This window comes from Micromonospora sp. LOL_023 (assembly GCF_048060115.1).
Lineage (GTDB): Bacteria > Actinomycetota > Actinomycetes > Mycobacteriales > Micromonosporaceae > Micromonospora_E.
The window spans coordinates 194,007-219,292 of sequence record NZ_JBHMIM010000002.1; the positions used below are offsets into that span (position 1 = coordinate 194,007).

Below are 25,286 nucleotides of genomic sequence, written 5' to 3' on the forward strand. Positions count from 1 at the left end.
GCCCCCTCTCAGGACGCCCACAGCGTGCCTGCACCATCATCGCCACATGCGTGCGGTGATGTTCGACGCGTACGGCCCGCCCGACGTGCTCACCCAGGTCGACCTGCCGACGCCCGTACCCCGCAGCGACCAGGTGCTGGTCCGGGTGCACGCCACCACGGTGACGTCCGCCGAGTGCGGGATGCGCCGGGGCGAACCCCGCTGGGGCCGGGCGATCATCGGCGTACGGCGCCCACGCAAGGGGATCCGGGTGCTCGGGCTGGAGTTCGCCGGCGAGGTCACCGCGACCGGTCCGGCGGCCAGCCGGTTCCGGATCGGCGACCGGGTCTTCGGGTTCACCGGCTTCGGCGTCGGGGCGAACGCCGAGTACAAGTGCCTGTCGGAGCGGGCGTCGTTGACGACGATGCCGGCGAACGTGACGTACCCGCAGGCCGCCGCGACCGTCGACGGGTTCACCACCGCCTGGCACTTCCTGCACGACCTGGCCGACCTGCGGCCCGGCCAGCAGGTGCTGGTCGTCGGCGCCTCCGGCAGCATCGGCACGTACGCCGTCCAGCTCGCCCGGCAGCTCGGCGCCGTGGTGCACGGCGTGTGCAGCGACCGCAACGCCGAGCTGGTCGGCTCGCTCGGCGCACACCGGGTGTTCGACTACACCGCCGAGGACTTCACCGCCAGCGGCGAACGCTACGACGTGGTCTTCGACACCGTAGGTCGCAGCTCGTTCGCCCGGTGCCGGCCGGTGCTGAACCGGCGGGGCTGCTATCTGCCGACGACCGGGCTGGTGACGAACAGCCTGCTGGCTGCCGGCACGGCCGTCACCGGCGGCCGGCGGGTCCGGACCGGGATGTCGGTACGCAAGCACGCCGCCCTGGCCGCGCTGCGGGACCTGCTCGGCGACGGCCGGCTCCGGGTCGTCATCGACCGCAGCTACCCGTTGGCCGAGATCGTCGACGCCCACCGGTACGTCGACAGCGGACACAAGGTGGGCAACGTCGTCATCACCGTCGTGGACGGCGACGCGCCGGCACTTGGTCACGGAGGCCCGCGAGCGCGCTGCTGATCTACCGGCCGTCGCGCCACCGCGCGTGTCAGGTCACGATCGTCCGGTGACCGGGCTTGCATCGGTGCTCAGGGTCACAGCCACCACGGGCTGCTGTACGCCACCCCGAAGTCGTTGCACGGGTGCCCGTTGGGGCCAGGTGTGGGGTTGGCCAGGTCCGGGTCGGAGACCCGCAGCACGATCCACTCGCCGTCGGCGACGTCGAGCGGCACGGTGAAGTCGACGACCGACCCGGAGACGGTGTCGACGACATCGACGACGGTCGGCACCGACGTACCGGGGCGCAGCACCTGGATGCGCAGCGGCTTGCCGTCCCAGACCGCACCCCGGTCCAGGTCCACCTGGAACCGGACGTCACCGGAGGCCAGGCCGAGAACCCCACCCATCCGTACGCCGTTGGCGGCCGTGTCCAGGCGCAGGCCGGAGACCCGGGTGGCGAAACAGCGGCGAGCCGCCATCGCCTCGAACACCGCAGCGCGGGTGTTCTCGGTGACCCACAGACCGCTGCGGCCCTTGCCTTCGTGGAATCCCCAGGTGGTGCCGTGCTCGTCGGTGACGCCGGTCAGACCTGGGCGCCACCCGGCGTTGAGGCAGGCCACCAGCGGCGAGGCCACCCGGGACGACCAGCCTTCGAACAGGTAGTCGTCGGTGCGGTTGAACATCTCCAAGCCGACGAGTTGTTGGCGGGCCGCAGCATCGTACGAGAAGTTGTCGAACCGGCTGATCTCCCGCCCCGGGTGGTTGAAGCTGGCCCGGCCGCCCGGCCAACCACCGGTAGAGGCTGCCGGGGCTGTCGGCCCGCAGCAGGTCGGCGAAGTCCGAGGTGTTCCACACGTTGACGTGACCCTGCAACGGGTGCGACCACTCGAAGCCGCGGATCGCGGTGAACTGACCGGGGTCGTCGGCCGCGTTGGCGAGCTCACCGGTGGTCCGCCACTCCGACTGGCTGAGCCCCTCGATGGCGAACATCGTCGCGTGGTCGGTCAGCGCGGCGACGTCGAGACCAGCCTCGCGCATCGAGGCGAACGCGTCGTCGGCGCTGCCGTCCCCGTCGGACATCACGGTGTGGTTGTGCAGGTCGGCGTGGACCAGGGTGGTCCCCTGGCTGATCCGCGACGCCCGGGAAGCGCCGGGCGCGGCCATCGCCGGCGCGCCGGCCGACGCCGCACCGGCTGTCATAGCGGTGCCGGCCCGCGCGGTGCCGGGAACGGCGGCGAGCATCAGCAGGCCGCCGGCGGCGGCAAGCATTGATCTGCGTCCGAGGCCGCCGGTCGGGTGCCCGGCAGGATCGATCTGGCCGTACGGAACCTGGTCCGACTGGTGGTCGTCGGTCGGGTGATAGCAGTGGCGGGAATGCGATCGACTTATGCCAATCATTAAATCGATAGGAAGTCTTCCGGCACGCTACGCCGAACCGACCGGCGGGCGAACTCCAGGCGTCACCCCGCACGTCTCGGCGACGGCCTCGCCGGGAAAGGCGGGCGAGCCACTGCTCGCCGAGACCGGGTTCGGCACCGCTGAGTACTACCGCCGGGTACGGCGGCGCGGCTGCGGCACCGGCGGCAGCGCGACTCCCGCAGCCTCCAGCGAGTCCCGCTGACCGCGAGCGGCGAGGCGGTCGGCGCGTTCGTTCTCCACATGGCCGGCGTGGCCCTTCACCCAGTGCCAGACGACCTCGTCGTGGCGGGCGACGGCCGCGTCGAGCTCCCGCCACAGATCCTCGTTCTTGACCGGCTCGCCCGCCTTCGTACGCCAACCGTTGCGTTTCCAGTTCGCCATCCACGACAGGATGCCGTTTCGGACGTACGTGCTGTCCGTGTAGAGGTCGACGACGGACGGGCGGGCAACGCGGCCAACGCCCGGATAGGGGCGGTGAGTTCCATCCGGTTGTTCGTCGTGGCACCGGCCTCACCACCGCACAGTTCCTTCTCGACCTCGCCGTAGCGCAGCAACGCACCCCAACCGCCCGGCCCCGGATTGCCGCTGCACGCACCGTCGGTCCAGATCTGCACCCGCGTCGTCGCCACCCCCGTCACCCGGACAACCTACCGTGACCGGGTCAGGGCCCGCCCTGTGACCGCCGGTGCCGCACCGGTCGATGCCGTCGCGGAGCGTCCTTTTAGGATCTGGCAGATGCAACTGATTGAGCGACCCTGGGGTGTGACCGCGTTCGGCGCGGCAAGTGTAAAGGCCATGCCGAGCCTGGTCCGGGCCAGATTCCGGGTGGTACGGGTGGAGCAAACTCCCTCTGAGGCTTTCGCTACCGCAGCCGAAGCGGTACGCGCGGTGCGTCAGGTATTGCGGGAGCACGGTTGCCGCCGCCCGGCGCAAGGCCGAGCTGTACGCCGAAGCGGCCGGTGTCCGGCTCGGCGCGGTCGTGCACATCGACGACGTCGATCCGGAGAATGTGGGACACGAGCGGTACCGTGGGCACGGATCGGGCGGGCAGGCTTCCGCCCAGGATCTCGCGCCCGGGCACGTGGTGGTCTCCGCTGCGGTGATCCTCGGCTTCTCGATCACCCACGACTGAGAAGTGGGCCGGCGGGTCCGCAGCCGGTGGCCGGCGCAATACGACGTTCGTCCCGTTGGCCCGTGCGCCGTCCGTCCCTACGGTGCGACCATGGTCAAATTCCGGTCCCGCCTCGCCTTCATAGCTGTCCTCTCGACGATCGCCCTGGCCGGGTGCACCGATTCGGGGTCTCCCGGCGAGCCCGACGATACGACCGCCAGTAGTGACGACGGGACCACCGCGACCGCCGATGCGCAACCGGGGTCCGACGACCCGCCCGCCGACGGCGACGGCTACGAGCGATCCGACGAAGGCACCGGGGCGGTCACCGTCGACGGCACCATCCACCAGGACTTCGAGGGCGAGTGCGAGTTCATCAGGGATCTCGGTGTGCAACCCGTCGAGGATCCCTTCGCCGAGGACGTCCGGCTCCTTCTCGGCGTCGACAACTTCGACTCCGGCGACCCCGACGCCCAGTCGTTCACCGCCATCTCGAATCAGACGTTCCGGCACGTCAACCAAGAAAGCGGCTTCAAGAGCACCTTCGACTCGATCGAGATCGCCGGGCCGGTCACCCAGGGCGCGAGCGAGGACATCGCGCTGGTACGCCTGGTGGGCTCGACCAGTGCCGGCTCATCGGTCGAAATGGAGATCGTCTGCATCCTCGACAAGCCGTGACCGCTGGGAATCATCCGGCCCGCCCGCAGGCCGGGGCCCGAGCAGGACCGCCACCAGAGCCGCCCGGGACTGTACGCCGACGACGCTGAACGTCGCCTCCAGGTGTTTGCGCACCGTGGAGGCGGTGATGCCCAGCGCCCGGCCGATCTGCACATTGGTCGCGCCGGCAATGACCAGCCGGGCGATCTCGGTCTGCCTGCCGGTCAGGCCCAACTCCTGGCAGCGGCGGCGGCGTACGGCGTCCCGGTCGCGCAACAGCAACGAGTACGGGCCGACCGCCGTCGTGGCGACCATCGCCTCGACCGGGCAGTCGGCGGTACCGAGATGGATCGGTCTGGTCATTCTGCCGACCTGCCAGCGCGCCCCGATGGTCTCGCGGAGCCGCCGCCAGAACCACGTCGAGGTGAGGTCGGCTCCGACGCGCAGGTCGAGCCCGACCTGGTCACCGATCGCCTCCGCCTCCACGCTCGTGGTCAACACCGTGCCGCCCTCGGCGAGCCGGACCCCGGTCCACCCGTCCGCTGCCAGGACGACGTCGTTGGCACGGGCCCGTCCCGACCCACTGACCAGCCGGTACAGGTTGATCAGGTGCGGGCGCAGTTCGCGCAGGACCTGATACTCGTCGGCGCTGAACGGCGAGCCGTCGCGGTTGACCGTGAAGCCGGTCACCAGCCCGGGTTGGTTGAGGAGGCCCAGTGCGACCTGACTCTCGATGCCGTTCGCGGCGTAGAACTCCTGGAACAGAGCGGTCTGGCGAAATGCGCCTTTCGGGTCGACGTCCGCCCAGGACGCCACTGAGCCGCCGCCGGCAATGTGTGCGACCAGCGGGTTCTGTCGTGCGATGCGGCCGAGCGGTGCGGCGTACCGCTCGAACCACTCGATACCCGGGTACGGCCACAGGTATCCGGATACCACCTCGGTCCTGAGGTTGACCTCCGTGTACGACACGCTGACACAGGGCATGAGGCGGAAGAGCTCGCGACAGCCAGCCTCCGCGAACTCGCCAAGGTCGCGGGACCGGCTGACCGCCTCGACCACCGTCAGGAGGGCACCCGACCCGACGGTGGTCATCGCCGTACCACCGGCACCCGGTCGGTGTCGGGGAGGTGGGACGGTCGGAGGCAACCAACGATGCTCACCCGCACAGTGTGCCCGACCGCCGCACCTCGACACCTTGGCGATACACCCTAACCACTATCAAATACCACATCTCAGGCGCAGTCGTGGATCGTCAACTGCGGCGTGGCGCGGCGCTTCGACGCGGCTGCGGCACCGGTACGCCTGCGGCCTGCAGGTCCTCATTCTTGACCGGCCCGCCCGCCTTCGTACGCCAACCGTTGCGTTCCGTCGCGGCGCTCGCCGCGCTGGCCGTACCAGGTTCTCGCGTCGCCGCCTGAGCGGACCTGCTGCACCGTGGCGCAGGAAGGCGGGTCGGGGGTGCAGCCGGGAGCGCGTCGATGGACCGTGACTTTTCACGCTGTCAGTGGAATCGCTGGCTATCCGCTGCCTGGATCGCCAGGCTGAACGGACAAATCTTGCCGGGGCGTGCAGCGTTCGAGCGGGCCGCGACCGTTCTATCAGCATCGGAGGGAGCAGCCCTGTGAAACCAGACGACCAAGATGAGTTCCGCGAGTTCGCGGCGTCCCGGATGGGACCGTTGCGGAACCTGGCATTCCTGACCTGCGGAAACTGGCACATGGCTGAGGACGCGGTCGCCAACGCACTGGCGAAGCTGTATCCGCGTTGGGGGCGGCTGGACCACCCGGACAGTTACGTCCGGACCATCGTGATCCGGGCGGCGATCGACGAAACCCGTAGACCGTGGTGGCGCCGTGAACGTCTGGTCGGAGAGGCGATGCCCGATCTCCCCCAGGCCGACGGGAGCGGCGCCGTCGACAACCGGTTGCAGATCCGTACGGCACTGCGTGCGGTACCGGTCCGTCAGCGGGCGGTGCTGGTGCTGCGCTTCTACCTCGACCTGACGGCCGAGGAGGCCGGGAAGGTCCTCGGCGTGCGGACGGCCACGGTCAGGAGCCAGACGGCCAGGGGTCTGGCGAAGCTACGGGCGGCTCTTGCCGCCGAAGGCGTCGTCCTGGAAGGGACAACGGAACATGAGGAGTGGGCCGGTGCGGGTACGGGACCTGGTGGATCTGTTGACGTCCGAGTCACCGCCGCTGCGCTACAGCGTTGACGAGATCGTCAAGGCGGGGCAACGGGTCCAGCGTCGTCGCCGGCTCGGTTGGCTGACCTCCGGCGTTTCCGCGGTGGCTGTGCTCGGTGTGGCGGCCGCCCTCGCGGCACCGTCGCTCCTCGGTGGAGCGTCCCCGCCAGCCACCGTCGGCGAGGATACCGCTGCGGCCCAGGCCCTCGCGGTACCCGGTCCACCGTTCACCTTCTCCTTCGCCGGCTACCGGGTCGGCGAGCTACAGGTGGCGGACCCGATCATCGTATCGACCGCATACCAGATCGCGCCGGTGTACGCGGACGGCATGACGACGAACGACCAGTCGGTCGACCCGGACCAGGAACGGTCGCTGCCGGACGCTTCACCGCAGGATCCGACCTTGTCCGCCTATCTGACGGTCTACCGGCCCGGGGCGTATGACCCCACAAGTCTCGTCGACACGCAGAGCGTGACTGTGGCCGGCCGACCCGGACTTGAGGTCAACAGCTCCGGGGGAGCCTGGGCGGCGAAGCGGACCCTTGCCTGGGAGTACGCCGAGAACGCCTGGGCGGTGCTCGACTCCATGTCCAGTGAACCCAGCCTTCCGTCGGCTGGGGATCTGCGCGAGCTGGCCGCCGGTTGGCGCCCCACCCCGCCGACCACGGCGAAGGTCCCGTTCACGATGGCCTACCTGCCTGCCGGGTACAGCTTGGACGAGGTCTCGATGCACGCGATGACCGGCTTGAACGGAATCGCGTTCGCCCGCAACGGTGACTACGCGGGTCTGCTGTTCAGCAGCCCCGCCCAGCCGACCACCGGCCTCACCGCGCCGTACGGTGGGGTGGACGGCGAGAGCCCGGCAGGTAGTTTCTCCATCTACGTGGGACCGGCGGAGAACTCCGACCAGCGGCCGTCCCCCGGCGTGACCTGCCTCGGCGGATTCTGCAACAAATGGTTCGCGGGCGACAGCATCAACGTGCAGGTCGCGAGCGGCGGCCGCTTGTCGAACGCCGAGATGACGAAGATCCTCGACGGCATCTCTGTCGGGGACGTGCACGACGACAGCACCTGGACCGAGGTGGACGTCACAGTTCCCTGACAGCCTCCGGCTTGCGTGAGGGCCGCCCCGCAGCCGAGGGGTGTCCGTCAGCCGGCGGTCGCGGACATGCGGCATCATGCCCAGGCATGAACGTCGAGGAGTTGGTCGAACGCCACCCGCAGGTCTTTCACACGACGTCGGCGACGGCGTGGCCGTCGGTGCAACGGCACGGCCTGCTCTCCACGCAGCGGCTTATCGAGCTGTTCGGCCTCGACGCCGCAGAACGCGGCCGGCTGCTGGGCGCACCCCACACGCACTCCGCCGTCCTGCGTGCGCCCGGCCTGCCGCCGGCGGTGATCCGCGACCAGAAGCCGATGAAGTTCCCGGCGGAGAAGATCGATCCGAGCTCGTCGCCGGCCGAGTACCTCGCCGGCTCAACTCCGGTGCGGTGACCAGGCCGAAGGTCGTCCGGAATCGCTGTTAGGTTGAGGCCATGACCGCAGAACAGACTGTGCTCATCGGTGGCTTGTGGCTCGACGGGTCGGCGTGGGCCGACGTCTCCGTCGAGCTGAAGAAGATGGACCGGCGTCCGGTGCCGGTGACCCTGCCGGGGCAGGGCGACGGGAACGCCTCGGCGACGCTGGCCGACCAGTTGGCTGCGGTGCTCGCCGCCGTGGACGCAGCCCCCGGCAGGTCGGTGGTGGTGGGGCACTCGGCGGCCTGCAGCCTGGCCTGGATGGCAGCCGATCAGCGCCCCGAGCAGGTGGCGAAGGTCGTGCTGATCGGTGGCGTCCCGGCGGTCGACGGAGACACTTACGCCGACTTCTTCGAGATCAGCGACGGTGTCATGTCGTTCCCGGGCTGGGAGCCGTTCGACGGAGCGGACGCGGCCGACCTGGACGAGCAGGCCCGGCGGGACTTCGCGGCGGCGGCGGTCCCGGTCCCCGAGGGCGTGGCCAAAGGCGTGGTACGGCTGACCGACGAGCGACGGTTCGACGTACCGGTCGTGCTGGTGTGCCCGGAGTTCACGCCGGTCCAGGCGCAGGAGATGATCGCCGCTGGGCAGGTGCCCGAGCTGGCCAGGGCCACGGACCTCGACCTGGTCGACATCGACTCCGGGCACTGGCCGATGCTCACCCGACCCGCCGAACTCGCGCGGATCCTCGCCGAGGTCTAGCGCGGACAGCGGCGTTGGCGGGTGTGGGCACTATCGTGCTGGCGTGCGTATTCGTTTCGATGTCCCGGCCGATCCCGACTATCCGGGCAAGGCGGCCGCCGCGCTCAGCCGAGTGCGGTTAGCCAAGTTCGGCTACATCGGCGCGGTGCTGGCGGCGACTGGAGCGGCCGGCTTCGTCGCCTCGCGGGAGTACGGCTGGGGCGAGCAGTTCTCGCTGCTGTGGATGTCGCTGGTCACCGCCGGGGTGCTGTCGATGCTGTACGGGCCGTGGGTGCGCTCGCGCGCCCGGCGCCGGTCCAGCGAGTACGCGGTCGACGGCGGCTACGACATCACCGACGACACCATCACGATGCGCAGCGGTACGGAGTTCAGCGACATCGCCTGGGACGGGGTCAGCCAGGTGCGCGACACCCCGGGTTTCTGGATCGTGTACGTCGGCCGGATGCCGGCCACCGTGCTCCCCCGCGAGTTGATGTCCGCCGATGACGTTGAGACGCTGCGGGCGTTCATGACCGACCGGGGCCTGCTCCAGGCTGGCTGAGCACGGTCTCAGCCGTACCGCTCGACGCGCTCTCAGCCGGTGCGGGCGGTCTCAGCCGTACCGCTCGACGAGCGCGGTGCCGATCGCGGCCAGGTGGTCCCGCACACCGGCGGGTCCGATCACCTCGAGCCATTCGACCTGCCAGGCGAGCTCGCCGGCGAGCGAGTACTCGCTGTAGCCACGAATCACGACCTCGATCCGGCCGTCTGTCGTGGGGCCGCCCACCTCGAGTCGATCGCCGAGCGCCATCCGGAGCGTGCCCATCCCCTCGGGCGTACAGACCGCCTGGATCTCGACGGGCATTCGGCTGCGGTCGACCTCGTCGGCGGTCTCCCGCCAGCTGCCGGCAAGGTCGAAGTCCGCCGGCCGGTGCACCGGATCGTTGGTCGGGTCGACGGACGACACCCGGTCGATCCGGAAGGTCCGCCGGCCGGCTTCGGTGCTGGCGACGAGGTACCACCACGGATCTTTGGCGACGATGCCCAGCGGGTGGACGGTCCGCTCGGTCACGGTGCCGGTGCTGTCGACGTAGCCGAGCCGCACCTGGACGCCCTGGGTCACCGCGTCCTGGACTTCGTTGAGGAAGCGGGGCTGCGGGCGGTCGACCCGGCTCGCCCCCCATCGTTGCGGATCCACGACGATCGACGATGCCGCCGCCTGCGCCTGCGCCCGGAAGGGCTCCGGCAGGGCGCGGACCAGCTTGCGCAGCGCGGATCGTACGGCCGGCGTCGTGGCCGAGGCCGGGCCGGCGACCAGGAACAGGGCGCGGGCCTCGCCTGCGGTCAACCCGGACAGGTCGGTACGGGCACCGCCCACGAGACGCCAGCCGCCGCCCCGGCCCTGGGTGGCGTACACGGGCACCCCGGCCATGGCCAGGGCGTCGAGGTCGCGGCGGGCGGTGCGCTCCGAGACCTCCAGCTCCCGGGCGACTTCCGCCGCGGTCACCTGCTCGCGCTGCTGCAGCAGCAGGAGTACGGCCACCAGCCGGTCGGTGCGCATGCCGCCAAGATTGTCAGATAAACCGGTCATGAGGTGACCGGTTAGGGTCGGCAGGATGGCGGCATGAACTTTCCCGAGCCAAGTCTTGTCCCCGTCAACGGTGTGCAGCTCGAAGTCTTCGAAGCCGGCCAGCAGAATGCCGGAAAGCCGATCGTGCTCTGTCACGGCTGGCCGGAGCACGCCTTCTCCTGGCGCCACCAGATGGCTGCCCTGGCCGAAGCGGGCTACCACGTCATCGCCCCGAACCAGCGCGGCTACGGCAACTCGTCGCGCCCGACCGAGGTCACCGACTACGACATCGCGCACCTGTCGGGCGACCTGGTCGCACTGCTCGATCACTACGGGTACGACGACGCCACCTTCGTCGGCCACGACTGGGGCGCGATGGTCGTCTGGGGGCTGACCCTGCTGCACCCGAACCGGGTCAACAAGGTGATCAACTTGAGCCTGCCGTACCAGGAGCGCGGGGAGACACCCTGGATCGAGCTGATGGAAGCCGTACTCGGTGGCGACTTCTACTTCGTCCACTTCAACCGACAGCCAGGGGTTGCGGACGCCGTGTTCGACGAGAACACCTTCCAGTTCCTGCGCAACCTGTACCGGAAGAACCTGCCCCTGATGGAACCTCGGCCCGGCATGGCGTTCATCGACCTGGCCCGAGCGGAAGTGCCACTCGGTGAGCCGGTGATGAGCGACGACGAGCTGGCCGTCTTCGTCTCCGCCTTCGAGTCGACCGGGTTCACCGGCAGCGTCAACTGGTACCGCAACCTCGACCGCAACTGGCACCTGCTGGCGGAGGTCGACCCGATCATCAAGCAGCCCACGCTGATGATCTACGGCGACCGGGACATGATCGCCAAGTCCGACCGACTGGCCGACTTCGTGCCCAACGTGGACGTGGTCACCCTGGACTGCGGTCACTGGATCCAGCAGGAGAAGCCGGAAGAGACGACCCGGGCAATCCTGACCTGGCTGGAACAGCAGGATGCCACCGTTCGGGCCCGTTGACCCCGGCGACCGGGGGAAACGCCGCCGCCGAGTGTGACCGGTAGCTGGCCGGACGGGGGGTGCGGTTGCTGCGAACGCCGTACCGCAACCGCGCCCCCGGCGGCCCGTTCGTGCGACGATCCACCTCATGCAAGGCGGGTACGCAGCACCGGTCGGGGGTGCAGGAATCGTGCACCGTAGCGGCGCGGTAGCGATCGTCCAAAGGCTCCAGAATCAGCCAGAGTTGCCGCCGCGCCGGCCCGCGCAGTGCCGCAAACAGGGACTCCAGCAGCGCCCGGTCATCGGCGAAAGGCGGGCTGAACTGCCATCCGTGACGCCAGCGGTCCGCTCGCCAGCATCGTCCCCAGCACTCCCTGAAGGCCAGTCCCGGCTGCGTGGGCTTCGGCCGTACCTGTTGCGGGGTGTTGCGAGCATCGGTGAGATGGGGCTTTGGTCACGATGGCGAGCGTGGTACAAGCAGCTGGGCTCCATGTCGGAACCGGAGCGGATCGCCTTCATCCTCGCGTCGGTCACGTCCCCCTTCATGTCGGGGGTCCGGCACAGCTACTCACTCCTCGCGACGGCCGACCAGTTTATGACGGCCGACAGACCGGCTGACGTCGTGGCGTTCCTGCAGGAAGCGGTCAAGGCGGGGAACCACCGGGCGGTGACGCGGATGGTGAACCTGCCCGATATCTGGCGCAACCCCGAGGCCCAGGAGTCCGTGTACCGGGCGGCGGTGGCCGCAGGTGATCAACTGTCGCTGACCGGCCTCGCCAGCGTCCGTGCCCGGCTGGGCGACACCGCCGAGGCTCGCCGGCTGTACCTGCGGGCCATCGAGGTCGGCGTGGTCTGGGCGTTGACCGCCTACGCCGTTTTTCTGCGCAACCACGGCGGTCCCGGCGAAGCTGACCGTGTGATCGAGCAGTGCCGGCGGCAGGTCGAGGCCGGTGACGTCGGCGCGCTGCCGCTGCTCGGCGCCTTGCTGTTGGTTGTCCCTGATCACCAGGCCGAGGCCGAGGCCGAGGCCGAGGCCGTACTGCGGCAGGGCGCGGCGATGCTGGAGAACCGTTGTCGCTGTCTGCTCGCGGTGCTGCTGTTGGAGCGGGGATCCGTCGGTGAGGCCACCGAGCTGATCGAACGGCTGCAGGCAACCGGCGACGAGTACGTCCGGGTCTACGTCGAGGACCTCATCGAGGAGTACGATCTGCATCCGGGCAGTGACATGGAGCAGTCGACCTAGGGTCGTCTGGTCGTCCCGCCGTACAGGTGCACGCGGTGGTCGACGACGCGGGCCGGCTGCCCCTGTACGAAGCGGTCCTCGCGCACCGGGCCGTGGCCGACGTGCACCAGCCAGTCTTCGTAGTACCAACTCGAGTTGCAGGAGCAGCCGGTGAACCGGAAGTTGGCCCGGTAGCGGCCGGCCTGACCCGGGGCCAGGGCGAAGAGCCGAGTTGACGGGTACGGGCGCGGGTAGGCCGCCGACCCGGGAAGCCGGTCGACGGTGACCGTGTCGCCGTCCCGGCCGAGCCACAGACCGATGCTGCGGGCCCGCTTGACGCCGCCGTGCAGCAGCTCGTCATGGCGTTCGTAGCCGGTCGACTCGTCAGCCAGGATCTCGTGGATCACCACATCGCTCGCCGGCAACGATTGCGGCAGGGCCACCGCCCTGTCGAGGCCACGACGGGCGTTCGCCGCCGACGCGCCACGTGCCGCAGCCGTCCACCGCACCCTAACCCGCTGAATGACGATCACGGCCCAGTTTCCCCCCGCCGCGTTCTGCCGACCAGCGGGTATTCGATGCCGGCACCGAGACCGTCTGGAAAGGGCCTACGTGGGTGGTCGGGTCCTGACTCCGGTCAACTGGACCACGTAGCCGACGAACCTGAGCTCCTCGGTTTCGGGTGGCCAGCCATCCGCAGAGCTGACCGCGCCAACTGCTCCGGAGTCGGGAACGGGGTGCAGGTAGTTGTCCGGCCCGTCCGGGCGGGGGGCGTACCGGCAGTGCACTGTCTGGATGGAGGCTACGGTCCCGACGGTCACCCACGCCGACGCGTCGATGCCGCTGTGGTGTTCCTCGGCCGCATCGATGCGAGCGGCGAGGTCCGGGCCGAGCACCTCCGACAGCCACTCGACGTTCGGGTCCTGCAGCGTCCACGAGACTTCATCGCCAGGCTCGAACCGCTCTCCACAGCACTGCATCTGCCAGGAGTCCAGCCACACCGTCTTCTCCACGGTTGCCATTGTCGCGCCCGGTCTGCGGCGTTCGGTTCAGGCCGACTGCGCCGAACGGTAAGCGCGTACGGCGGTGGACGAGGTGGCGGCCAACTGCGGACGGGTCGGCAACCAGACGGTCTGGACGCCGAGCCGCTCGTTCATCGCGGCGAGCTGATGCTCGTAGTGAAGGTCCGCAGCCGTACGCACGCCACGGACGATGACCGTGACTCCGCGACGCAGGCAGTAGGCGGCGGTCAGACCGGTCCACGTGTCGACCTCGACGTTGCCCCAGTCCGCCGGGAGGGCGTCGCGCACGCGTACCGCTCTGGCCGTGGCCTCGATGGTCGGTTGCTTGTCGGCGTTGACCGCCAGCAGAACGACGATCCGGTCGAACATCATCCGGGCACGGGCCACCAAGTCGCGGTGCCCCGGGGTGAACGGGTCGAACGTACCGGGATAGACCGCCAACGAAGCGCGCACCGGTGTCAGCCGGCCGTGATGGGGTAGCTGTTCTGGAAGGCGAGCCGCTGGTCAGCGTCCGCCGCGATGCCGTCAAGGTGATCGTCGAGGTTGACGAAGGCCTGCCAGGGTTCCTGCCCGGAGGCAGCAGCGAGACGGTCGACGACGAGTTGTTCGAGGTCGACGACCCGCTTGGCTTTCCAGATCTTGTCGGCGAGGCTGACGAGCAGGTCTTCGCACTCGATGCCGGGCGACTGCCAACTGGCGTGCGTCGCGGCGAAGCGCGCCAGGTACGGATCGATGCCGGCGTCGAGCAGAAGCTGTTGACCGGCCGGCTCGTGCCCCGAACCCGGCCCGGACAACTCCGCCATGTAAACGGTCTTGCCGATGTCGTGGGTGGCGGCGCCGAAGAGTACGGCGTCGCAATCGACGACCAGGGCCGGGTAGTGGACGGTCAGCCAGCCCGTGAGCTGGGCGGCGACGTCGTGTACGGCGCGCAGATGCGCGGCCAGCCGTGGTGACGCGTCGAGCCGCAGCAGAAGGTCGGCGACCTGAGCTGGCAGCGGCCGCAGCGGCGGATCATCCAGGGCATGGCGCAGCGTCAACGGCATATCTGCTCCATGGCGATCGGCTGTTGGGTCCCGGCGAACAATCGTAGGGCGCAATCAACTGACCACGTGCCGCCCGTAGTCAGCCGTGGCAGCGGCGTCTACGCCTGGTGGGCCGATCCTTCGATCTTCCCCGACCTCCCTGGGCCGTCGAACGACAGCATCCCGTCGCTGCGGATGCTGCATCTCGGGAAGGCGACCAGCCTGCGGGGCAGAATCCTGCGCAACCATCTGAGGCGTTCGGGCAGTTCGACCTTGCGTCGTACGTTGGCCGGGCTTCTGGTGTCCGAGGGGTACCGGACAACCTGGACCGATCGGGTGGTCCTGATCCCTGAGGACGAAAGCCGGCTGACCGCGTGGATGCACGTGAACCTGCGCCTGACCTGGGCGGAGGTCGCGGAGCCGGAAACGATCGAGGCCGAACTTGTCCGGCGCGTGCGCCCGCCGCTCAACGTTCGCGGAGTCGACCCCGGGCGCCTCCAGGCGGCTGTGGTCGCAGCCCGGAGCTCGTACAACTCCAGCAGCCGCTTCGGATGCTCCGTCGAGGTGACGCCTACGCACGTCAAAATTGCCCCGTGAGGTGTCTGAGCGTCACCTCGATGCACGTCGGCCGTCGGCTGCGCTTCGATGGGCATCTGATGCGGGGGTGGGCAGATCGTCGAGGGTCACGGTGCCGTGCAGCAGCTCGACGACCCGGTCGGCGCTGATCACGCCCCGCCGGTAGGCGCGCATCGCCGCCTGCGCGTACGCCGGGGCAAGCGCCGGCGGCTGAAGCTCCTGGACGAACCGCACGCCACGGACCTCGAGGTAGTCGCCGACGGTCGGCCGCTGCACCTGCAGCAAGCCGGTCTCGGTCCGGGAGATCAGCTCCAGGGTATACGCGTGGGAAACAGCCGCCGACCAGCTCACCCGGTACTCGGCCTCCAGGACGATCAGCCGTTGCCGAGGGTGATCCCACTCGCCCGACAGCTCGGCCCACCGGGACCTGACCGACGCACGGGGCATCAGGAAGTGGATGGCAAAGGCGTCGATCAACGCTTCCCGCTCGGACCGGCCGGAGCCGATGCCGACGTCCGCCGTGTACTCGTCGGCGAGCAGGTGATGGCCGAGTTCGTGCGCGAGGTTGAACCGCCGCCGGCCAGCGTCCGCAGCACCGTTGACTAGCGCCACCCCCACCTGATCGGTCCGCAGGTAGCCGCCGTCGATCACGCCCGGACCCAGGTTGAGCGAGAACGCGAGCAGGCCCAGCCGCTCGACCGCCGCCTGCAGGTCGACCAGCGGGCCGTCCCCACAGCCGAGCAGGGTGCGTGCTTCGGCCGCGCCGGCTTCCGCTTCGGCGAGGGTGGTGACGCCCGACTGCAGGCCTGTGGCCGCCAGCGTCAGTGCTCCGACGTCGGAGAGCAGCTCGACGTCGCGGCTGACCTGGTCCAGCACGTCTTCCAGCCGCTGCACGTCCTGGTCGGGCGAGATCCCGGCCCGCCGGCTGGCGAGGGTCTCCGCCGGGGCGGTGAGAAACCATTCGACGGTACGGCCGAGCAGCTCGGCGATCCGCGCCAGCTCAAGCGCGTCCAGTTGACGTTGGCCGAGCTCGACACGGGTCAACGCCGAGCGATGGATGCCGAGTCGTTCTGCCAGCTCACGCTGGCTGAACCCGGCCAGCTCGCGGGCGGCAGCCACCCGGCCGCCCACCTCCGCCCAGCTTCGCAGCCGCGCACGCATCACAGCCCCACTCTTGCCTCGCCGGTGTGAAAATCACACCGCTGAAGGATAGATCGGCAAGCCCCGGTGCGCCCTGGGTATCCCGGCTGGTTGCGGCTATAGTACCGCCGGCGGTACCATTGGCCCATGCCGTCTGTAGAAAGGCTCGTTGAAGCGATGCGAAGAAGTCAGCAGGACATCGCCTACAACGACCTCTACCGGGTGTGCGAGCACTACTTCGGGAAGCCGCGACAAGACAGCGGCTCCCATGCCGTGTTCAAGATGCCCTGGCCAGGCAATCCGCGAGTCAACATCCAGAACGACAAGGCAGGGCCAAGGCGTATCAGGTGCGGCAGGTGCTCAAGGCGATCGAGAAGAAGGAGGTGCTGTGATGCAGTCCGCTGACCGGCCCGAGGTGTCTCACTTCACCTACCGCGTCACGTGGTCGGCCGAGGACGGCGAGTTTCTCGCTACCTGCGCCGAGTTCCCATCCCTCTCATGGCTGGCATCCTCCCAGATCAAGGCTCTCCAGGGACTCCAGGACCTGCTGCGTGAGGTGCTCGCCGATATGGAGGAGCAGGGCGAACAGGTGCCACAGCCGTTCGCTGACCGCAGCTACTCAGGCAAGTTCAACCTCCGCGTCGGAGAGAGCCTGCACCGCGAATTGGCTATGCGCGCCGCCGAGGACGGCATGAGCCTCAACCAGTACGTCTTGCGGAAGCTCACCGCTGACTGAGCTCGACATCGCAGGTCGTCAGATCGGACCCGGTCGTCTCCGTAGACCCTGTGCCAGCAGTCTCGCCTTTCCCGCCCACCTCGACGACGGCGTGGCGCCGCCGTTGCAGCTCATCGCGTTCATGATCCGGAATCATCATCGATTCCGCGAGTACGGCAGCGAGCATGTCCACCTGGGTGCTGTCGATGTCGGCATGGAAAAGCCACCGAATGTTCTCATCGCGAGTGATGAGGTCGATCGCCAAGCGCCCACTCTTGTCCTGCAACGTCGGCACTCGCACATATCGCACCCGGTCCACCGGGAAGTCCTGACGGATCTCGCCTTGCTCAAGGAATGCGTTCGTCACGGCCGTGATTATGCGACGATCCGTGACGGCGACCAGTGTCTTCGCCGCCACCTTGTCCCTCGCTGCAGTGAACCTGTCCTTCGCCCCGCTGAGGATCGCCGAAATCGAGCCGAGACCATCGAGCTGATCTGAAATGCCGAGGACACGTAGGGTCTCACCGTCCTCCAGGAACCACCGCAGAATGCGAAGGTGCGGCTCGATATCTAGCGATTTGGGTGCGCAGACGACGCTCGGAGCCTCGAGCGGAGGTGCTGGCGGATGGAGAGCATCGGCAAGCGGCTCGATGGCCTTGAGGAGACGGGCGGAGGTCTGGCGGGCTGCGATCGCATCCTTCCGCTTCCCCGGCAGCGGCAGTGTGTCGCGGCCGGGGAGCTCGGCGAGGATTCGTAGCTCCCGCGTCAGCGAGTCGATGAGTCTCGTCGTCTCAGCGAGAGCGGAGTCAAGCTCCGTACGGGTGTCGCGGACGATGACGTCGACGAACCGCGCCTCGTCAGTGTCATCGCGGCCGGCTGCCCTCGCCTTGCCGACACGCAGCGCCTGATACCCGGTCCACGCCTTGACGGAGGACAGGAGGGCGTAGGCGTCGAAGACGATCGCCTCCGCGTTCGTCTGGAGATACTCACGGCCGCGACGTACCTCGGTCCGAGCGATCCGCGCGACGTGGCCGCGGACGTTCCCTCGGTACAGTTCAAGCTGCTTGCGCAGTGAAGCTTCGCTGCCCGCGACGCTGTCCCACAAGGACAGTGGGACCGATTCGATCTCTCGTGCGTGGTCAACTGCGCGTTCGACGGTGGCGACGAGCCCGGTCAGCTCGGCCCACTGCTCGTTGCGAATGGCGGTGAGCACCTGACTTGTCAACGCGATGTTGGTCCTGACGAGGCCCGTGATCTCGCTCAACTGCATCTGAAGGGCGACCATGACCAGCGCCGGCCCGACCGCCGCCGCGATCTGCGCCGCGCTCGCCGCAGTCACGGGGATGAAGCGGGCCTGAGCAACGATGCGACCAGGGGTCATCACCGCTCCGAGGTTCGCGCCATCCTTGACGGCAAGTGTTGCACCGGCCCTCAGCAGTGCCTGGGTCTCGCCGCTGACCCGGTAGAGCCCCTGCGCGCTGGCAAATGCGTTCCTGAGGTTTCCGGCCACGCCCGCTGTGCTCCCCATCGAGGCCAGGACGGTCGAAATCTGCTCGCGGTCGGCAGCCGACACAAGGCCAAAGTCGATCAGGGCGGGTCTGAGCTCCGTCGGGACTTCACCGAAGACGACAGCAGCTCCAGGGAAGACCTCCGCCAGGACCATCGGTGTCGTCGATGAGTCGATGTCCGTATCGGCTGTCGGATCGTCGACCACAGGTGAGTCGACGGAGCTGCTCCCGGCACTGCCCTCAGGCTCGGCGGTCTCCATCGAGTCCGATGGGTCCTGCATGCGATCTCCTCCCGCAAGGGAACTCACTGGCAAGCCGCCGTCAGCGTTCGAGGCCGGAGTGAACGATTTGACGCCTGCGGTGCAGTAGAAGCCCGCATTCAGTAGCTGCGCGAACGTCAGAATTCAACCGCGCCACGACGGAAGCGCGACGCTGGCCACTGTAGCCCTGCCGGCCAAGCCACGCCATCCCGCATTCCGCCCAGAAGTCGACTTGCGCAATTCCACAAAATCACCCACAACTCCGCTGAACGGGCCCAGGTGAGAAGCATCTCGTTGTGCCATCCATCGCCGCCGGCTACGTACTTCTGCTCAACTCAGCTCGGATAGGAACGGTGCTCCGTCAAGGAGCTCAGTTGCTGGCGGTGGCGAGACTCGAATCATGGACGCGGTAGGCGTACGGTCGGGTGGCAGCCTGGTGGGGACTCTGGCCAGCGCCTACCGGCGGACGGTGCGCGACGGGCAGCTGGTGGTGAGCTCGGCCGAGGTGCTGCGCCGCGGGCGATCCGAGTTCCTGAGCTGCGCCACTTCCCGCCGTGGTCACGGGACTAGCGGCAGGGGCCGGAGCCGGTCGACGATGAGCCGCCGCCGCATCGCTCGGGTCTGTTCCCCGAGTTCGATCAGCAGGTGGAGTTGTTCGCCGAGGGTGCGCTGCGGGAGGCGGCCCACGACGGCGGTCCCGGCGAGGCCGTGTTCTCCGGGCTGGTCCGGCACGCCGTCTACGAGGCTGTTCACGAGGCGAGCCGCCTTCACGGGGTGCCCGCCGGAGTCCGCCATCTCCTGGCGGCGATGTATGCCGTGCCAGGTAGTGCCGCCGCCCGGCTTGCCGAGCAGATGTGGGTGCCCGGCCACGGTGATGATCGTCTGTTGAGCCGCCAGTTACCTCGGTACCGCGCTGGCGACCCTCCACCGAACTGGGCTCCGGAGATGCTCAAGGTGCTGGGCGTTCTTCCAACGACGATGCCTGCCGTGCCCCGGGTTCTCTGGAAGGCCGTCGTGACTACCGGCGGATACTTCCTGCTGCGACGCCCGTTCCGTCGGCACGGCACCCGTTACGGACATGTCATTCCGACCATCGTGGAGCGGGAGGCCGCCCTGCAGGCGATCCGGCTCGGCCGCACGCGCACCGGCACCGTAAAGGTGTTGTTGAGCATCCTGGACCTGCACGAGCAGCTACACGCTGCCGGCGTGGACCTGCCGGAGCCGGTCGCCGAGCACAACACGGCCGGTCAGATCCTGCGCACGCAGGGAGTCACCTTGCTCGCCGCGACCGTCGCCGCTGCCCGCTCGTCGGACACGCCGCAGGTCGTTGCCGAGCCGGCTGCGGTGGGGTCGCCGCCACGACCGACGGCCAGTCGAACCGCACCGCCGCTGGATCCCGATGCCGAATCCGCACTCCGTGCGGCGAGCATGGCCGCACGGGAGTCCGGTCACCCGTTCGCCGGCACGACACACCTGCTGGCGGGCATCCTGCGGGACCGCGACGGCCCAGCCGCTCGACTACTGCGCAGCCTCGGTGCCGACCCCGAGGCCATCCTCGAACAGACATCCGTACGGACAGATTGACGAACCGCGCAGCACAGTGCTCCCATGGCGGATGCGAGGGCTACCCGCTCTCCTGGCAGAGCTGGAGACAGGAGAGACAGCCAGGGTCACAGATGCCTGACGCCGGCTCTCGTGATGTGAGCCGCGAGCACGCCGTGACCTCCGTCGTCGCGCCAAACTTCGGCGCGCCCACTCTCCCGCAACAGTTCGTCGCCTGCCACGAGGGTGCCGTGATCCCATTCGGCTGGCCAGCCGTCAAATCGGCGCACCTCGACGAGACCTCGGGCCACCAACGAGACCAGGCCCGGCCCGAGGAATCCAGCCAACCAGCTCGCTGACTCGGCCTCGTCCCAACCGAGCTCCCACAGGGGAAGCGGCGAATCCTCCAAGGGGCAGAGGACCAGTTCCTCTGCCCGGTCCAGACCTTCATCCACGGCCGTCGGGGACCTCCTCGGTGCGGTCCGGCGCTCCGCGCGCCTGAGCTGGATCAGCCGCGAACCGCTCAGGTTGGCGGGCGGCTCTGCCACTGTCGGAACCTGAATCATCAGGTTCGCCACCCAACTCACCTGTACAGGCTTCACGACCTCGCGGCGCCGGACCACCGATTTCGTTACGCAGCAACTCTTCGACGCGCTCGGAGATGTCGTCGCGCCCGCTCCGACCGACCGCACGTGCAGCGAGCGTCCGCTGGCCGGTCGGGCCGGACTCGGCCGAGGGACGCGCCGCCGCACGGACGTCAGCAGCCGGCGAATCCTTCACGATGTCAGCCTCGCTCTCTCCGTCAGCGACCATTCCAACCTCATAGCAGCACCGTATCCAGTCGACCAGCATCTCCACGAGATCGACGGCATCCTACGGCGGGCAGCAGTAGGATGCTCGGGTGGCTGAACGGGTGGATGCTCGGATTGCCGGCGTGATCCTGGTCGATCCGGCAGGTCGACTGTTGTTGCAGCTCCGTGACGGCAACACCCGCGTCGACCCGTACCGCTGGTGCTTGCCGGGCGGGAACGTCGACCCGGGCGAGGATCCACTGACGGCCGCTCACCGTGGTCTGCCGCGCGTTTTCCGGACAGTCGCTTAATGGCCTTTTAGGCTGCTGACTGCCGGTTCAGATACTCGTCGCGGGCTTCGCTTGGGGTCCGGTATCCCAACCCGGAGTGAAGTCTAGTCGCATTGTATCGGAGTTCGATGTAGGCCGCAATATCCGCGTACGCCTTCTTTCGGTTCGGGTAGACGGTACGGTGCACCCGTTCGATTTTCAACGCCGCGTTGAACGACTCCGCCATCGCATTATCGTAACAAATCCCCGTCCGGCCGATGGACTGCCGTATCCCCAACCCCATCAGCGTCTCGGCGAATTCGGCCGAGGTGTAGTTGCTGCCGCGGTCGGAATGGAAGATCGCACCGGCCGGCAGGTCGCAGTTACGCGCCGCCATCTCTACCGCTGCCGCGATCAACGGGGTCTTGTAGTTGTCGTCCATCGCCCATCCGATGACGGCCTTGGTGTGGCAGTCGATGACGGTCGCCAAGAACAGCCAGCCCTCCCAGGTCGGGATATAGGTGATGTCGCCGACCATTTTCGTGCCGGGCGCCTCGGCGGTGAAGTCGCGGTTCACGAGGTCGGGGATCGTGTCCGCGCCGACGTCGGCCTCGGTGAGGCTGTGCCGCCAGGGGCGCGGCTGGCAGGGAACCAGGCCCAGCTCCCGCATGATGGACCGGACCAGTTCGGGGCTGCAGCGCACGCCCCAGCGGGCCAGCTCGGCGTGCACCCGCCGGTACCCGTACGTCTCGTCGGACTCGGCGAACGACAGTACGACGTGGCGGCTGATATCGGCGCGTCGTTGCGCGGTCGCCGATATCGTGCGGTTCCTCCATTCGTAAAAGCCTGAGCGGGATACGCGCAGCCGCGCGCACATGAACACGACCGGGAACTCGTACGATTCGTCGCCGGTGGCAAGTGACTGCATGAACTCGTACTTCTCGCTTACGGCTGGCGCTGGGCGAAGTACGAGGCACATTTTTTTAGGAACTCGTTCTCCATCTTGACTTCACGTAGTTCCCGTTCGACCTCACGCAGGCGAGCACGCTCATCAAGACTGAGTTGCGGTTCCTCACCCGCGTGCTCGCGCCGGTACGCAGCGACCCAGTTACCAAGTGTTCCTTCCAGGATGCCGAGTTCCCGAGCGACCTGCGCCACGGGACGCGACGACTCGATCACTCTCTTGACGGCCTCGGTCCGATATTCCGGAGAATAGTTTCGACGATTCTGGGGCACGGGTTCCTCACCTTCTGGAAAAGGATCTTAGTAGATCCCCTGTCCGGAAAGCTCGTGGCAGCCCACCGGGAGTTGCTGGAGGAGACCGGCCTCAAGGTGGATGAGCTGCGTCTGTTCTGGCAGGGCCTCGCCCCGTCGGCGAAGTTCCCCGGCGCAGTCGGCGAGTTCTCGATCTTCTACGCGCCGACCGACGCCACCGACGAGGACGTGGTCTGCGGGGAGGGTGCCGCGATGCGGTTCGTGGCCGGCACCGTCGTGCGCACTCTGGAGTTCGGACGGGCGTACGGCGAGATCGTCCCGCGTTTCCTGGACTCCCCGCTCTACCGCGAGCTGCTCACCGCCGGTTGACCCACGTCTCGCGGTTTGACCTCATACATCTCGGTCAGGATCGCCTCCACGTCGTAGCCGTATCGCCTGTTCGGGTAGTGGCTGGCGAACTTCGCCGTGCCACCCTCAGGTGGTCGCCGACGCAGACGGCCTCGTGGTCACGATCTCGTCACCGCCGTGACCAGCAGTTACCCCCCACAATGCAATGACCCTGGCCCCGATCAGAGCTCCTCGTAGTCTAAAAGCCCGTTCTCCAGTACATGCCGACGGAAGCCACCAGAACCAAACGGTAGGTAATACTCATCTTCCAGAAGGTTGTCCGCTAGCGCCTCAACCATCACCGTCGTGAGGTTTCCAGAACGAATCCCCTCACACAGTAGCGGAACGGTCGCCGTGACCCGGAGACGCTTCTCCTCTGCGATTTTACGCGGCACCGCGTCATCTAGAACCACCTCGCAATTGTAGATTTGCCCCATGGCGAGCACCCCACATTCACCCCGGTTTTTGGTGCCGACAACCAGGCGGTCGACATAGTGAGCAAATGCTTCACCAAAGGCGGGGTCGGTCGATCGGTGAACCTGGATCCAATCAGCATCCAGCACCGCGCGGACAGATGACAGATACTCAGCGGACTCGTTGAGTTCCCGCTCGACGCTATCCGGGATATAGACCGGTCGACCTTCTGCAAGAAACCGCAAGACGCCCAACCATCCCTGGCTCGCAAAATGTCGCAATGGGCCGGTGTCGAACACCCAGGCACTGTCGGGCACCGTCACGACACAAACTTCCAGATTTCATCGGGACGCCGCTCACGACCGTGCGGAAGGTCCGCATCATCGAGAGTCCCTTGAAGCAGGTCCAGAGCCCGCTCACGACTGATTCGTTCATCGCGCACGAGCCGCAGTACCGCGCGGGCGAACGGTCGAGGAACCGTCGTCCCCGCCAGTTCCTCAAGAGGTACATATAGGTTCATTTCAATTAGGTCAGCCTGAGTAGTGCGGTACTTGCGCACCAAATCTGCCGTCTCGTTGTCGACCAGCTCCAATTCCTTCAATCGGGTGGCGAGAGTGGCCATATCGACTCGGAAATCACTTGCTAGCAAGATTGCCGCACTACGCTCTCCCGATCGAGCAACTTGCTCGCGCCATTGCTGTTCTACCGCAGTCGCTGGTAGTAGCAGCGCACGGGAGAAACGATCGAGACGTGATTCCATCGGGACAGCCTGATCGGGATGGTCCGCTACCCGCCAGTCGATGGTGTAGGCGTCCGCGATCAGATAGTGACCGAGTTCGTGCGCCAAGGCGAGTCGCCTGCGACCAACCTTCATGTGACTATTGACCAGACTGACACCCCCGCGAGGCAGCAAGATTGTCCCGGCGTCAGCGGTATCCTTGCCCACATCGCGAGAAAATGCCATGAGTCCGACACGGGCAACGCTGTCAGAGAGCTGGCGGATCGGTTCCCCGGCCGGAAGGGCCATCAGTACGCGCGCTTTGGCGGCAAGCGCCTCCGCCTCAGCGTTGGTCGAAGGCTGCGTGATTCCGGCCGAAGGGATTGCGTCAGCAGCATCGAGGCCCAACTCGCCGACGCCCAGTGAGGCGACAAACGCAACTTCGTTAGCGAACTGCGCGAGCAACGCGTCAATCTGCGAGTCTGCGGTATCCAGCCCTTGGCTGGACCGATGCGCGACAAGCGCTGGGACGGGTTCCCCGAAGAACGTCGACATGCGCACCCCGATCGCAGCAGCAATGTCCGACAACTCAAGCGCGGTAACCTTGCGAACACCCGCTTCGATCTTGTTCACGACCGTACGATCAAGGCCAACCACCCGCCCGAGGTCCTCTTGACTTATGCCCACACGCTTGCGGGCCTCGCGGATGCGCTCACCTAGCGCCTGTTCGTCAATGTCGGCCACGTGTGCGATTATCGCACACTACGGACCGGTACGCAAAGGATTCGCTGGTAGACGGCCCTTGAACCCTTCGGATCGCCGTCAACGTCGACCAATCATGAGACGAACGCAGCTCCGGCAGTTCCGCCAACGATGTCAGCCTCGCTCATGCCGTCAGCGACAACGGCGACGACAGTTGACAACCGAAACACGCAGCCCTCGGCTGCACGTGCTCCGCCCGCCTGAGCCGTTCAGCTGTGGTCCACTCGAACGTTATGCCAGCACCGCGTATCCAGCAGACAGGACGACGCCTGCTGGCAAGGGAAGCGGGAGGGATGTGGTGGGGATGGTCAGCGGCGGCGGCGGTGGGATGCGCCGTCGAGGCAGTGGCGGGCGATGGTGAACAGTTCGGCGATCTCGGCCGGCAGCCGGGCTGCAGTCTCCCGGTGCAGATGCCGCCGAGCCGATGTGGGCAGGCCGGTGAACACAAAGTCGTCCAGCCCGGTCACCAGACACAACCCGCCCAGCCGCGCCTCAAACGCCGGCAACGGCTCACCCCGCCGCAACCGCATCGTCAGGCGGGCCCAGGCCCAGGCGGCCCGGTTCATGTC

26 protein-coding genes and 5 pseudogenes are annotated in these 25,286 nt (G+C 67.7%); 15 read left to right on the plus strand and 16 right to left on the minus strand.

Annotation, left to right across the window (positions count from 1 at the left end):
- Positions 1-46 precede the first annotated feature (46 nt).
- Positions 47-1,060 carry an NAD(P)-dependent alcohol dehydrogenase gene (locus ACFHVL_RS02050; RefSeq protein WP_416625014.1) on the plus strand — a complete coding sequence of 338 codons (1,014 nt, stop codon included), beginning with the start codon at positions 47-49 and terminating at the stop codon, positions 1,058-1,060.
- A gap of 74 nt (positions 1,061-1,134) precedes the next feature.
- Here ACFHVL_RS02050 and ACFHVL_RS02055 read toward each other — a convergent pair whose 3' ends face one another.
- The 3 genes and pseudogenes from ACFHVL_RS02055 to rnhA form a co-directional block, all read right to left on the minus strand.
- Complete coding sequence (locus ACFHVL_RS02055; RefSeq protein WP_416625075.1) at positions 1,135-1,722, minus strand: hypothetical protein; 588 nt, start codon at positions 1,720-1,722, stop codon at positions 1,135-1,137.
- Positions 1,723-1,966: 244 nt separating this feature from the next.
- A pseudogene (locus ACFHVL_RS02060) lies at positions 1,967-2,437 on the minus strand (PHP domain-containing protein); the annotation flags it as partial.
- 147 nt (positions 2,438-2,584) lie between these two features.
- A pseudogene (rnhA, locus tag ACFHVL_RS02065) lies at positions 2,585-3,087 on the minus strand (ribonuclease HI).
- 221 nt (positions 3,088-3,308) lie between these two features.
- Here rnhA and ACFHVL_RS02070 point away from each other — a divergent pair.
- Entirely contained in the window at positions 3,309-3,590 is a 282-nt protein-coding gene (locus tag ACFHVL_RS02070) for an SIMPL domain-containing protein (RefSeq protein WP_416625071.1), read from the plus strand.
- Between the two features lie 90 nt (positions 3,591-3,680).
- Positions 3,681-4,247, plus strand: a complete 567-nt coding sequence (locus ACFHVL_RS02075; RefSeq protein ID WP_416615430.1) for a hypothetical protein — start codon at positions 3,681-3,683, stop codon at positions 4,245-4,247.
- Here the strand turns inward: ACFHVL_RS02075 and ACFHVL_RS02080 are convergent.
- Positions 4,203-5,318 carry a helix-turn-helix transcriptional regulator gene (locus ACFHVL_RS02080; RefSeq protein WP_416625016.1) on the minus strand — a complete coding sequence of 372 codons (1,116 nt, stop codon included), beginning with the start codon at positions 5,316-5,318 and terminating at the stop codon, positions 4,203-4,205. The two genes, ACFHVL_RS02075 and ACFHVL_RS02080, sit on opposite strands and share 45 nt — an antisense overlap.
- A 529-nt stretch (positions 5,319-5,847) precedes the next feature.
- Here ACFHVL_RS02080 and ACFHVL_RS02085 point away from each other — a divergent pair.
- From ACFHVL_RS02085 to ACFHVL_RS02105, 5 genes are all read left to right on the plus strand, one after another.
- On the plus strand, positions 5,848-6,438 hold the full coding sequence (locus tag ACFHVL_RS02085) for a SigE family RNA polymerase sigma factor (RefSeq protein WP_416625017.1): 591 nt from the start codon (positions 5,848-5,850) through the stop codon (positions 6,436-6,438).
- On the plus strand, positions 6,374-7,510 hold the full coding sequence (locus ACFHVL_RS02090) for a hypothetical protein (protein ID WP_416625019.1): 1,137 nt from the start codon (positions 6,374-6,376) through the stop codon (positions 7,508-7,510). The genes ACFHVL_RS02085 and ACFHVL_RS02090 overlap by 65 nt, the downstream gene beginning before the upstream one ends.
- Before the next feature lie 86 nt (positions 7,511-7,596).
- Positions 7,597-7,902, plus strand: a complete 306-nt coding sequence (locus tag ACFHVL_RS02095) for a DUF7002 family protein (protein ID WP_416625020.1) — start codon at positions 7,597-7,599, stop codon at positions 7,900-7,902.
- Positions 7,903-7,943: 41 nt separating this feature from the next.
- On the plus strand, positions 7,944-8,627 hold the full coding sequence (locus ACFHVL_RS02100; protein ID WP_416625021.1) for an alpha/beta fold hydrolase: 684 nt from the start codon (positions 7,944-7,946) through the stop codon (positions 8,625-8,627).
- A 43-nt stretch (positions 8,628-8,670) separates the two neighbouring features.
- Positions 8,671-9,168 carry a YcxB family protein gene (locus ACFHVL_RS02105; RefSeq protein WP_416625023.1) on the plus strand — a complete coding sequence of 166 codons (498 nt, stop codon included), beginning with the start codon at positions 8,671-8,673 and terminating at the stop codon, positions 9,166-9,168.
- Positions 9,169-9,219: 51 nt separating this feature from the next.
- Here the strand turns inward: ACFHVL_RS02105 and ACFHVL_RS02110 are convergent, their stop codons facing one another.
- Positions 9,220-10,167 (minus strand): helix-turn-helix transcriptional regulator, encoded by a 948-nt coding sequence (locus tag ACFHVL_RS02110; RefSeq protein WP_416625025.1) that lies wholly within the window; start codon positions 10,165-10,167, stop codon positions 9,220-9,222.
- A gap of 63 nt (positions 10,168-10,230) precedes the next feature.
- Here ACFHVL_RS02110 and ACFHVL_RS02115 point away from each other — a divergent pair, with 63 nt between their 5' ends.
- Together ACFHVL_RS02115 and ACFHVL_RS02120 are read left to right on the plus strand one after the other, a co-directional pair.
- Positions 10,231-11,175 carry an alpha/beta fold hydrolase gene (locus tag ACFHVL_RS02115; RefSeq protein WP_416625027.1) on the plus strand — a complete coding sequence of 315 codons (945 nt, stop codon included), beginning with the start codon at positions 10,231-10,233 and terminating at the stop codon, positions 11,173-11,175.
- Between the two features lie 469 nt (positions 11,176-11,644).
- Complete coding sequence (locus ACFHVL_RS02120) at positions 11,645-12,397, plus strand: hypothetical protein (RefSeq protein ID WP_416625029.1); 753 nt, start codon at positions 11,645-11,647, stop codon at positions 12,395-12,397.
- Here the strand turns inward: ACFHVL_RS02120 and ACFHVL_RS02125 are convergent.
- From ACFHVL_RS02125 to ACFHVL_RS02140, 4 genes are all read right to left on the minus strand, one after another.
- The gene (locus ACFHVL_RS02125; protein WP_416625031.1) at positions 12,394-12,909 is read right to left on the minus strand and encodes a hypothetical protein; all 516 of its coding nucleotides are present in this window, start codon (positions 12,907-12,909) and stop codon (positions 12,394-12,396) included. The genes ACFHVL_RS02120 and ACFHVL_RS02125 overlap by 4 nt on opposite strands.
- A 75-nt stretch (positions 12,910-12,984) precedes the next feature.
- Positions 12,985-13,389 carry a DUF6578 domain-containing protein gene (locus ACFHVL_RS02130; protein ID WP_416625033.1) on the minus strand — a complete coding sequence of 135 codons (405 nt, stop codon included), beginning with the start codon at positions 13,387-13,389 and terminating at the stop codon, positions 12,985-12,987.
- Between the two features lie 36 nt (positions 13,390-13,425).
- Complete coding sequence (coaD, locus tag ACFHVL_RS02135; protein WP_416625035.1) at positions 13,426-13,851, minus strand: pantetheine-phosphate adenylyltransferase; 426 nt, start codon at positions 13,849-13,851, stop codon at positions 13,426-13,428.
- A 5-nt stretch (positions 13,852-13,856) separates the two neighbouring features.
- The gene (locus ACFHVL_RS02140; protein ID WP_416625037.1) at positions 13,857-14,435 is read right to left on the minus strand and encodes a phosphohydrolase; all 579 of its coding nucleotides are present in this window, start codon (positions 14,433-14,435) and stop codon (positions 13,857-13,859) included.
- On the opposite strand from ACFHVL_RS02140, the gene ACFHVL_RS02145 reads away from it, so the two are divergent.
- Entirely contained in the window at positions 14,421-15,017 is a 597-nt protein-coding gene (locus ACFHVL_RS02145; RefSeq protein ID WP_416625039.1) for a GIY-YIG nuclease family protein, read from the plus strand. The genes ACFHVL_RS02140 and ACFHVL_RS02145 overlap by 15 nt on opposite strands.
- A gap of 12 nt (positions 15,018-15,029) precedes the next feature.
- Here ACFHVL_RS02145 and ACFHVL_RS02150 read toward each other — a convergent pair whose 3' ends face one another.
- Positions 15,030-16,115, minus strand: coding sequence for a helix-turn-helix domain-containing protein (locus ACFHVL_RS02150; RefSeq protein WP_416625041.1), 1,086 nt, complete (start codon positions 16,113-16,115; stop codon positions 15,030-15,032).
- A gap of 412 nt (positions 16,116-16,527) precedes the next feature.
- Between ACFHVL_RS02150 and ACFHVL_RS02155 the strand changes: the two genes are divergently transcribed.
- Positions 16,528-16,872 (plus strand): type II toxin-antitoxin system HicB family antitoxin, encoded by a 345-nt coding sequence (locus tag ACFHVL_RS02155; RefSeq protein ID WP_416625043.1) that lies wholly within the window; start codon positions 16,528-16,530, stop codon positions 16,870-16,872.
- On the opposite strand, the gene ACFHVL_RS02160 is transcribed toward ACFHVL_RS02155, so the two are convergent.
- Positions 16,859-18,640, minus strand: coding sequence for a hypothetical protein (locus ACFHVL_RS02160; protein WP_416625044.1), 1,782 nt, complete (start codon positions 18,638-18,640; stop codon positions 16,859-16,861). The genes ACFHVL_RS02155 and ACFHVL_RS02160 overlap by 14 nt on opposite strands.
- A 624-nt stretch (positions 18,641-19,264) precedes the next feature.
- Here ACFHVL_RS02160 and ACFHVL_RS02165 point away from each other — a divergent pair.
- On the plus strand, positions 19,265-20,203 hold the full coding sequence (locus ACFHVL_RS02165; protein WP_416625046.1) for a Clp protease N-terminal domain-containing protein: 939 nt from the start codon (positions 19,265-19,267) through the stop codon (positions 20,201-20,203).
- A gap of 86 nt (positions 20,204-20,289) precedes the next feature.
- Here the strand turns inward: ACFHVL_RS02165 and ACFHVL_RS02170 are convergent, their stop codons facing one another.
- Positions 20,290-20,739, minus strand: coding sequence for a hypothetical protein (locus ACFHVL_RS02170; protein WP_416625047.1), 450 nt, complete (start codon positions 20,737-20,739; stop codon positions 20,290-20,292).
- 335 nt (positions 20,740-21,074) lie between these two features.
- Here ACFHVL_RS02170 and ACFHVL_RS02175 point away from each other — a divergent pair.
- Positions 21,075-21,236: pseudogene (locus tag ACFHVL_RS02175) on the plus strand (NUDIX domain-containing protein); the annotation flags it as partial.
- A gap of 34 nt (positions 21,237-21,270) precedes the next feature.
- Here the strand turns inward: ACFHVL_RS02175 and ACFHVL_RS02180 are convergent.
- A protein-coding gene (locus ACFHVL_RS02180; protein ID WP_416625048.1) for an IS3 family transposase occupies positions 21,271-22,457 on the minus strand; the annotation gives its coding sequence in 2 pieces (ribosomal slippage) (positions 21,271-22,196 and positions 22,196-22,457; 1,188 coding nt in all).
- A gap of 51 nt (positions 22,458-22,508) precedes the next feature.
- Between ACFHVL_RS02180 and ACFHVL_RS02185 the strand changes: the two are divergent.
- Positions 22,509-22,805 (plus strand): annotated as a pseudogene (locus ACFHVL_RS02185) (NUDIX domain-containing protein); the annotation flags it as partial.
- Between the two features lie 200 nt (positions 22,806-23,005).
- Here ACFHVL_RS02185 and ACFHVL_RS02190 read toward each other — a convergent pair.
- The 3 genes and pseudogenes from ACFHVL_RS02190 to ACFHVL_RS02200 all read right to left on the minus strand — a co-directional run.
- The gene (locus ACFHVL_RS02190; RefSeq protein ID WP_416625050.1) at positions 23,006-23,560 is read right to left on the minus strand and encodes a nucleotide-binding protein; all 555 of its coding nucleotides are present in this window, start codon (positions 23,558-23,560) and stop codon (positions 23,006-23,008) included.
- Positions 23,557-24,699 carry a helix-turn-helix domain-containing protein gene (locus ACFHVL_RS02195; RefSeq protein WP_416625052.1) on the minus strand — a complete coding sequence of 381 codons (1,143 nt, stop codon included), beginning with the start codon at positions 24,697-24,699 and terminating at the stop codon, positions 23,557-23,559. The genes ACFHVL_RS02190 and ACFHVL_RS02195 overlap by 4 nt, the downstream gene beginning before the upstream one ends.
- A 326-nt stretch (positions 24,700-25,025) precedes the next feature.
- A pseudogene (locus ACFHVL_RS02200) lies at positions 25,026-25,286 on the minus strand (GPP34 family phosphoprotein); the annotation flags it as partial.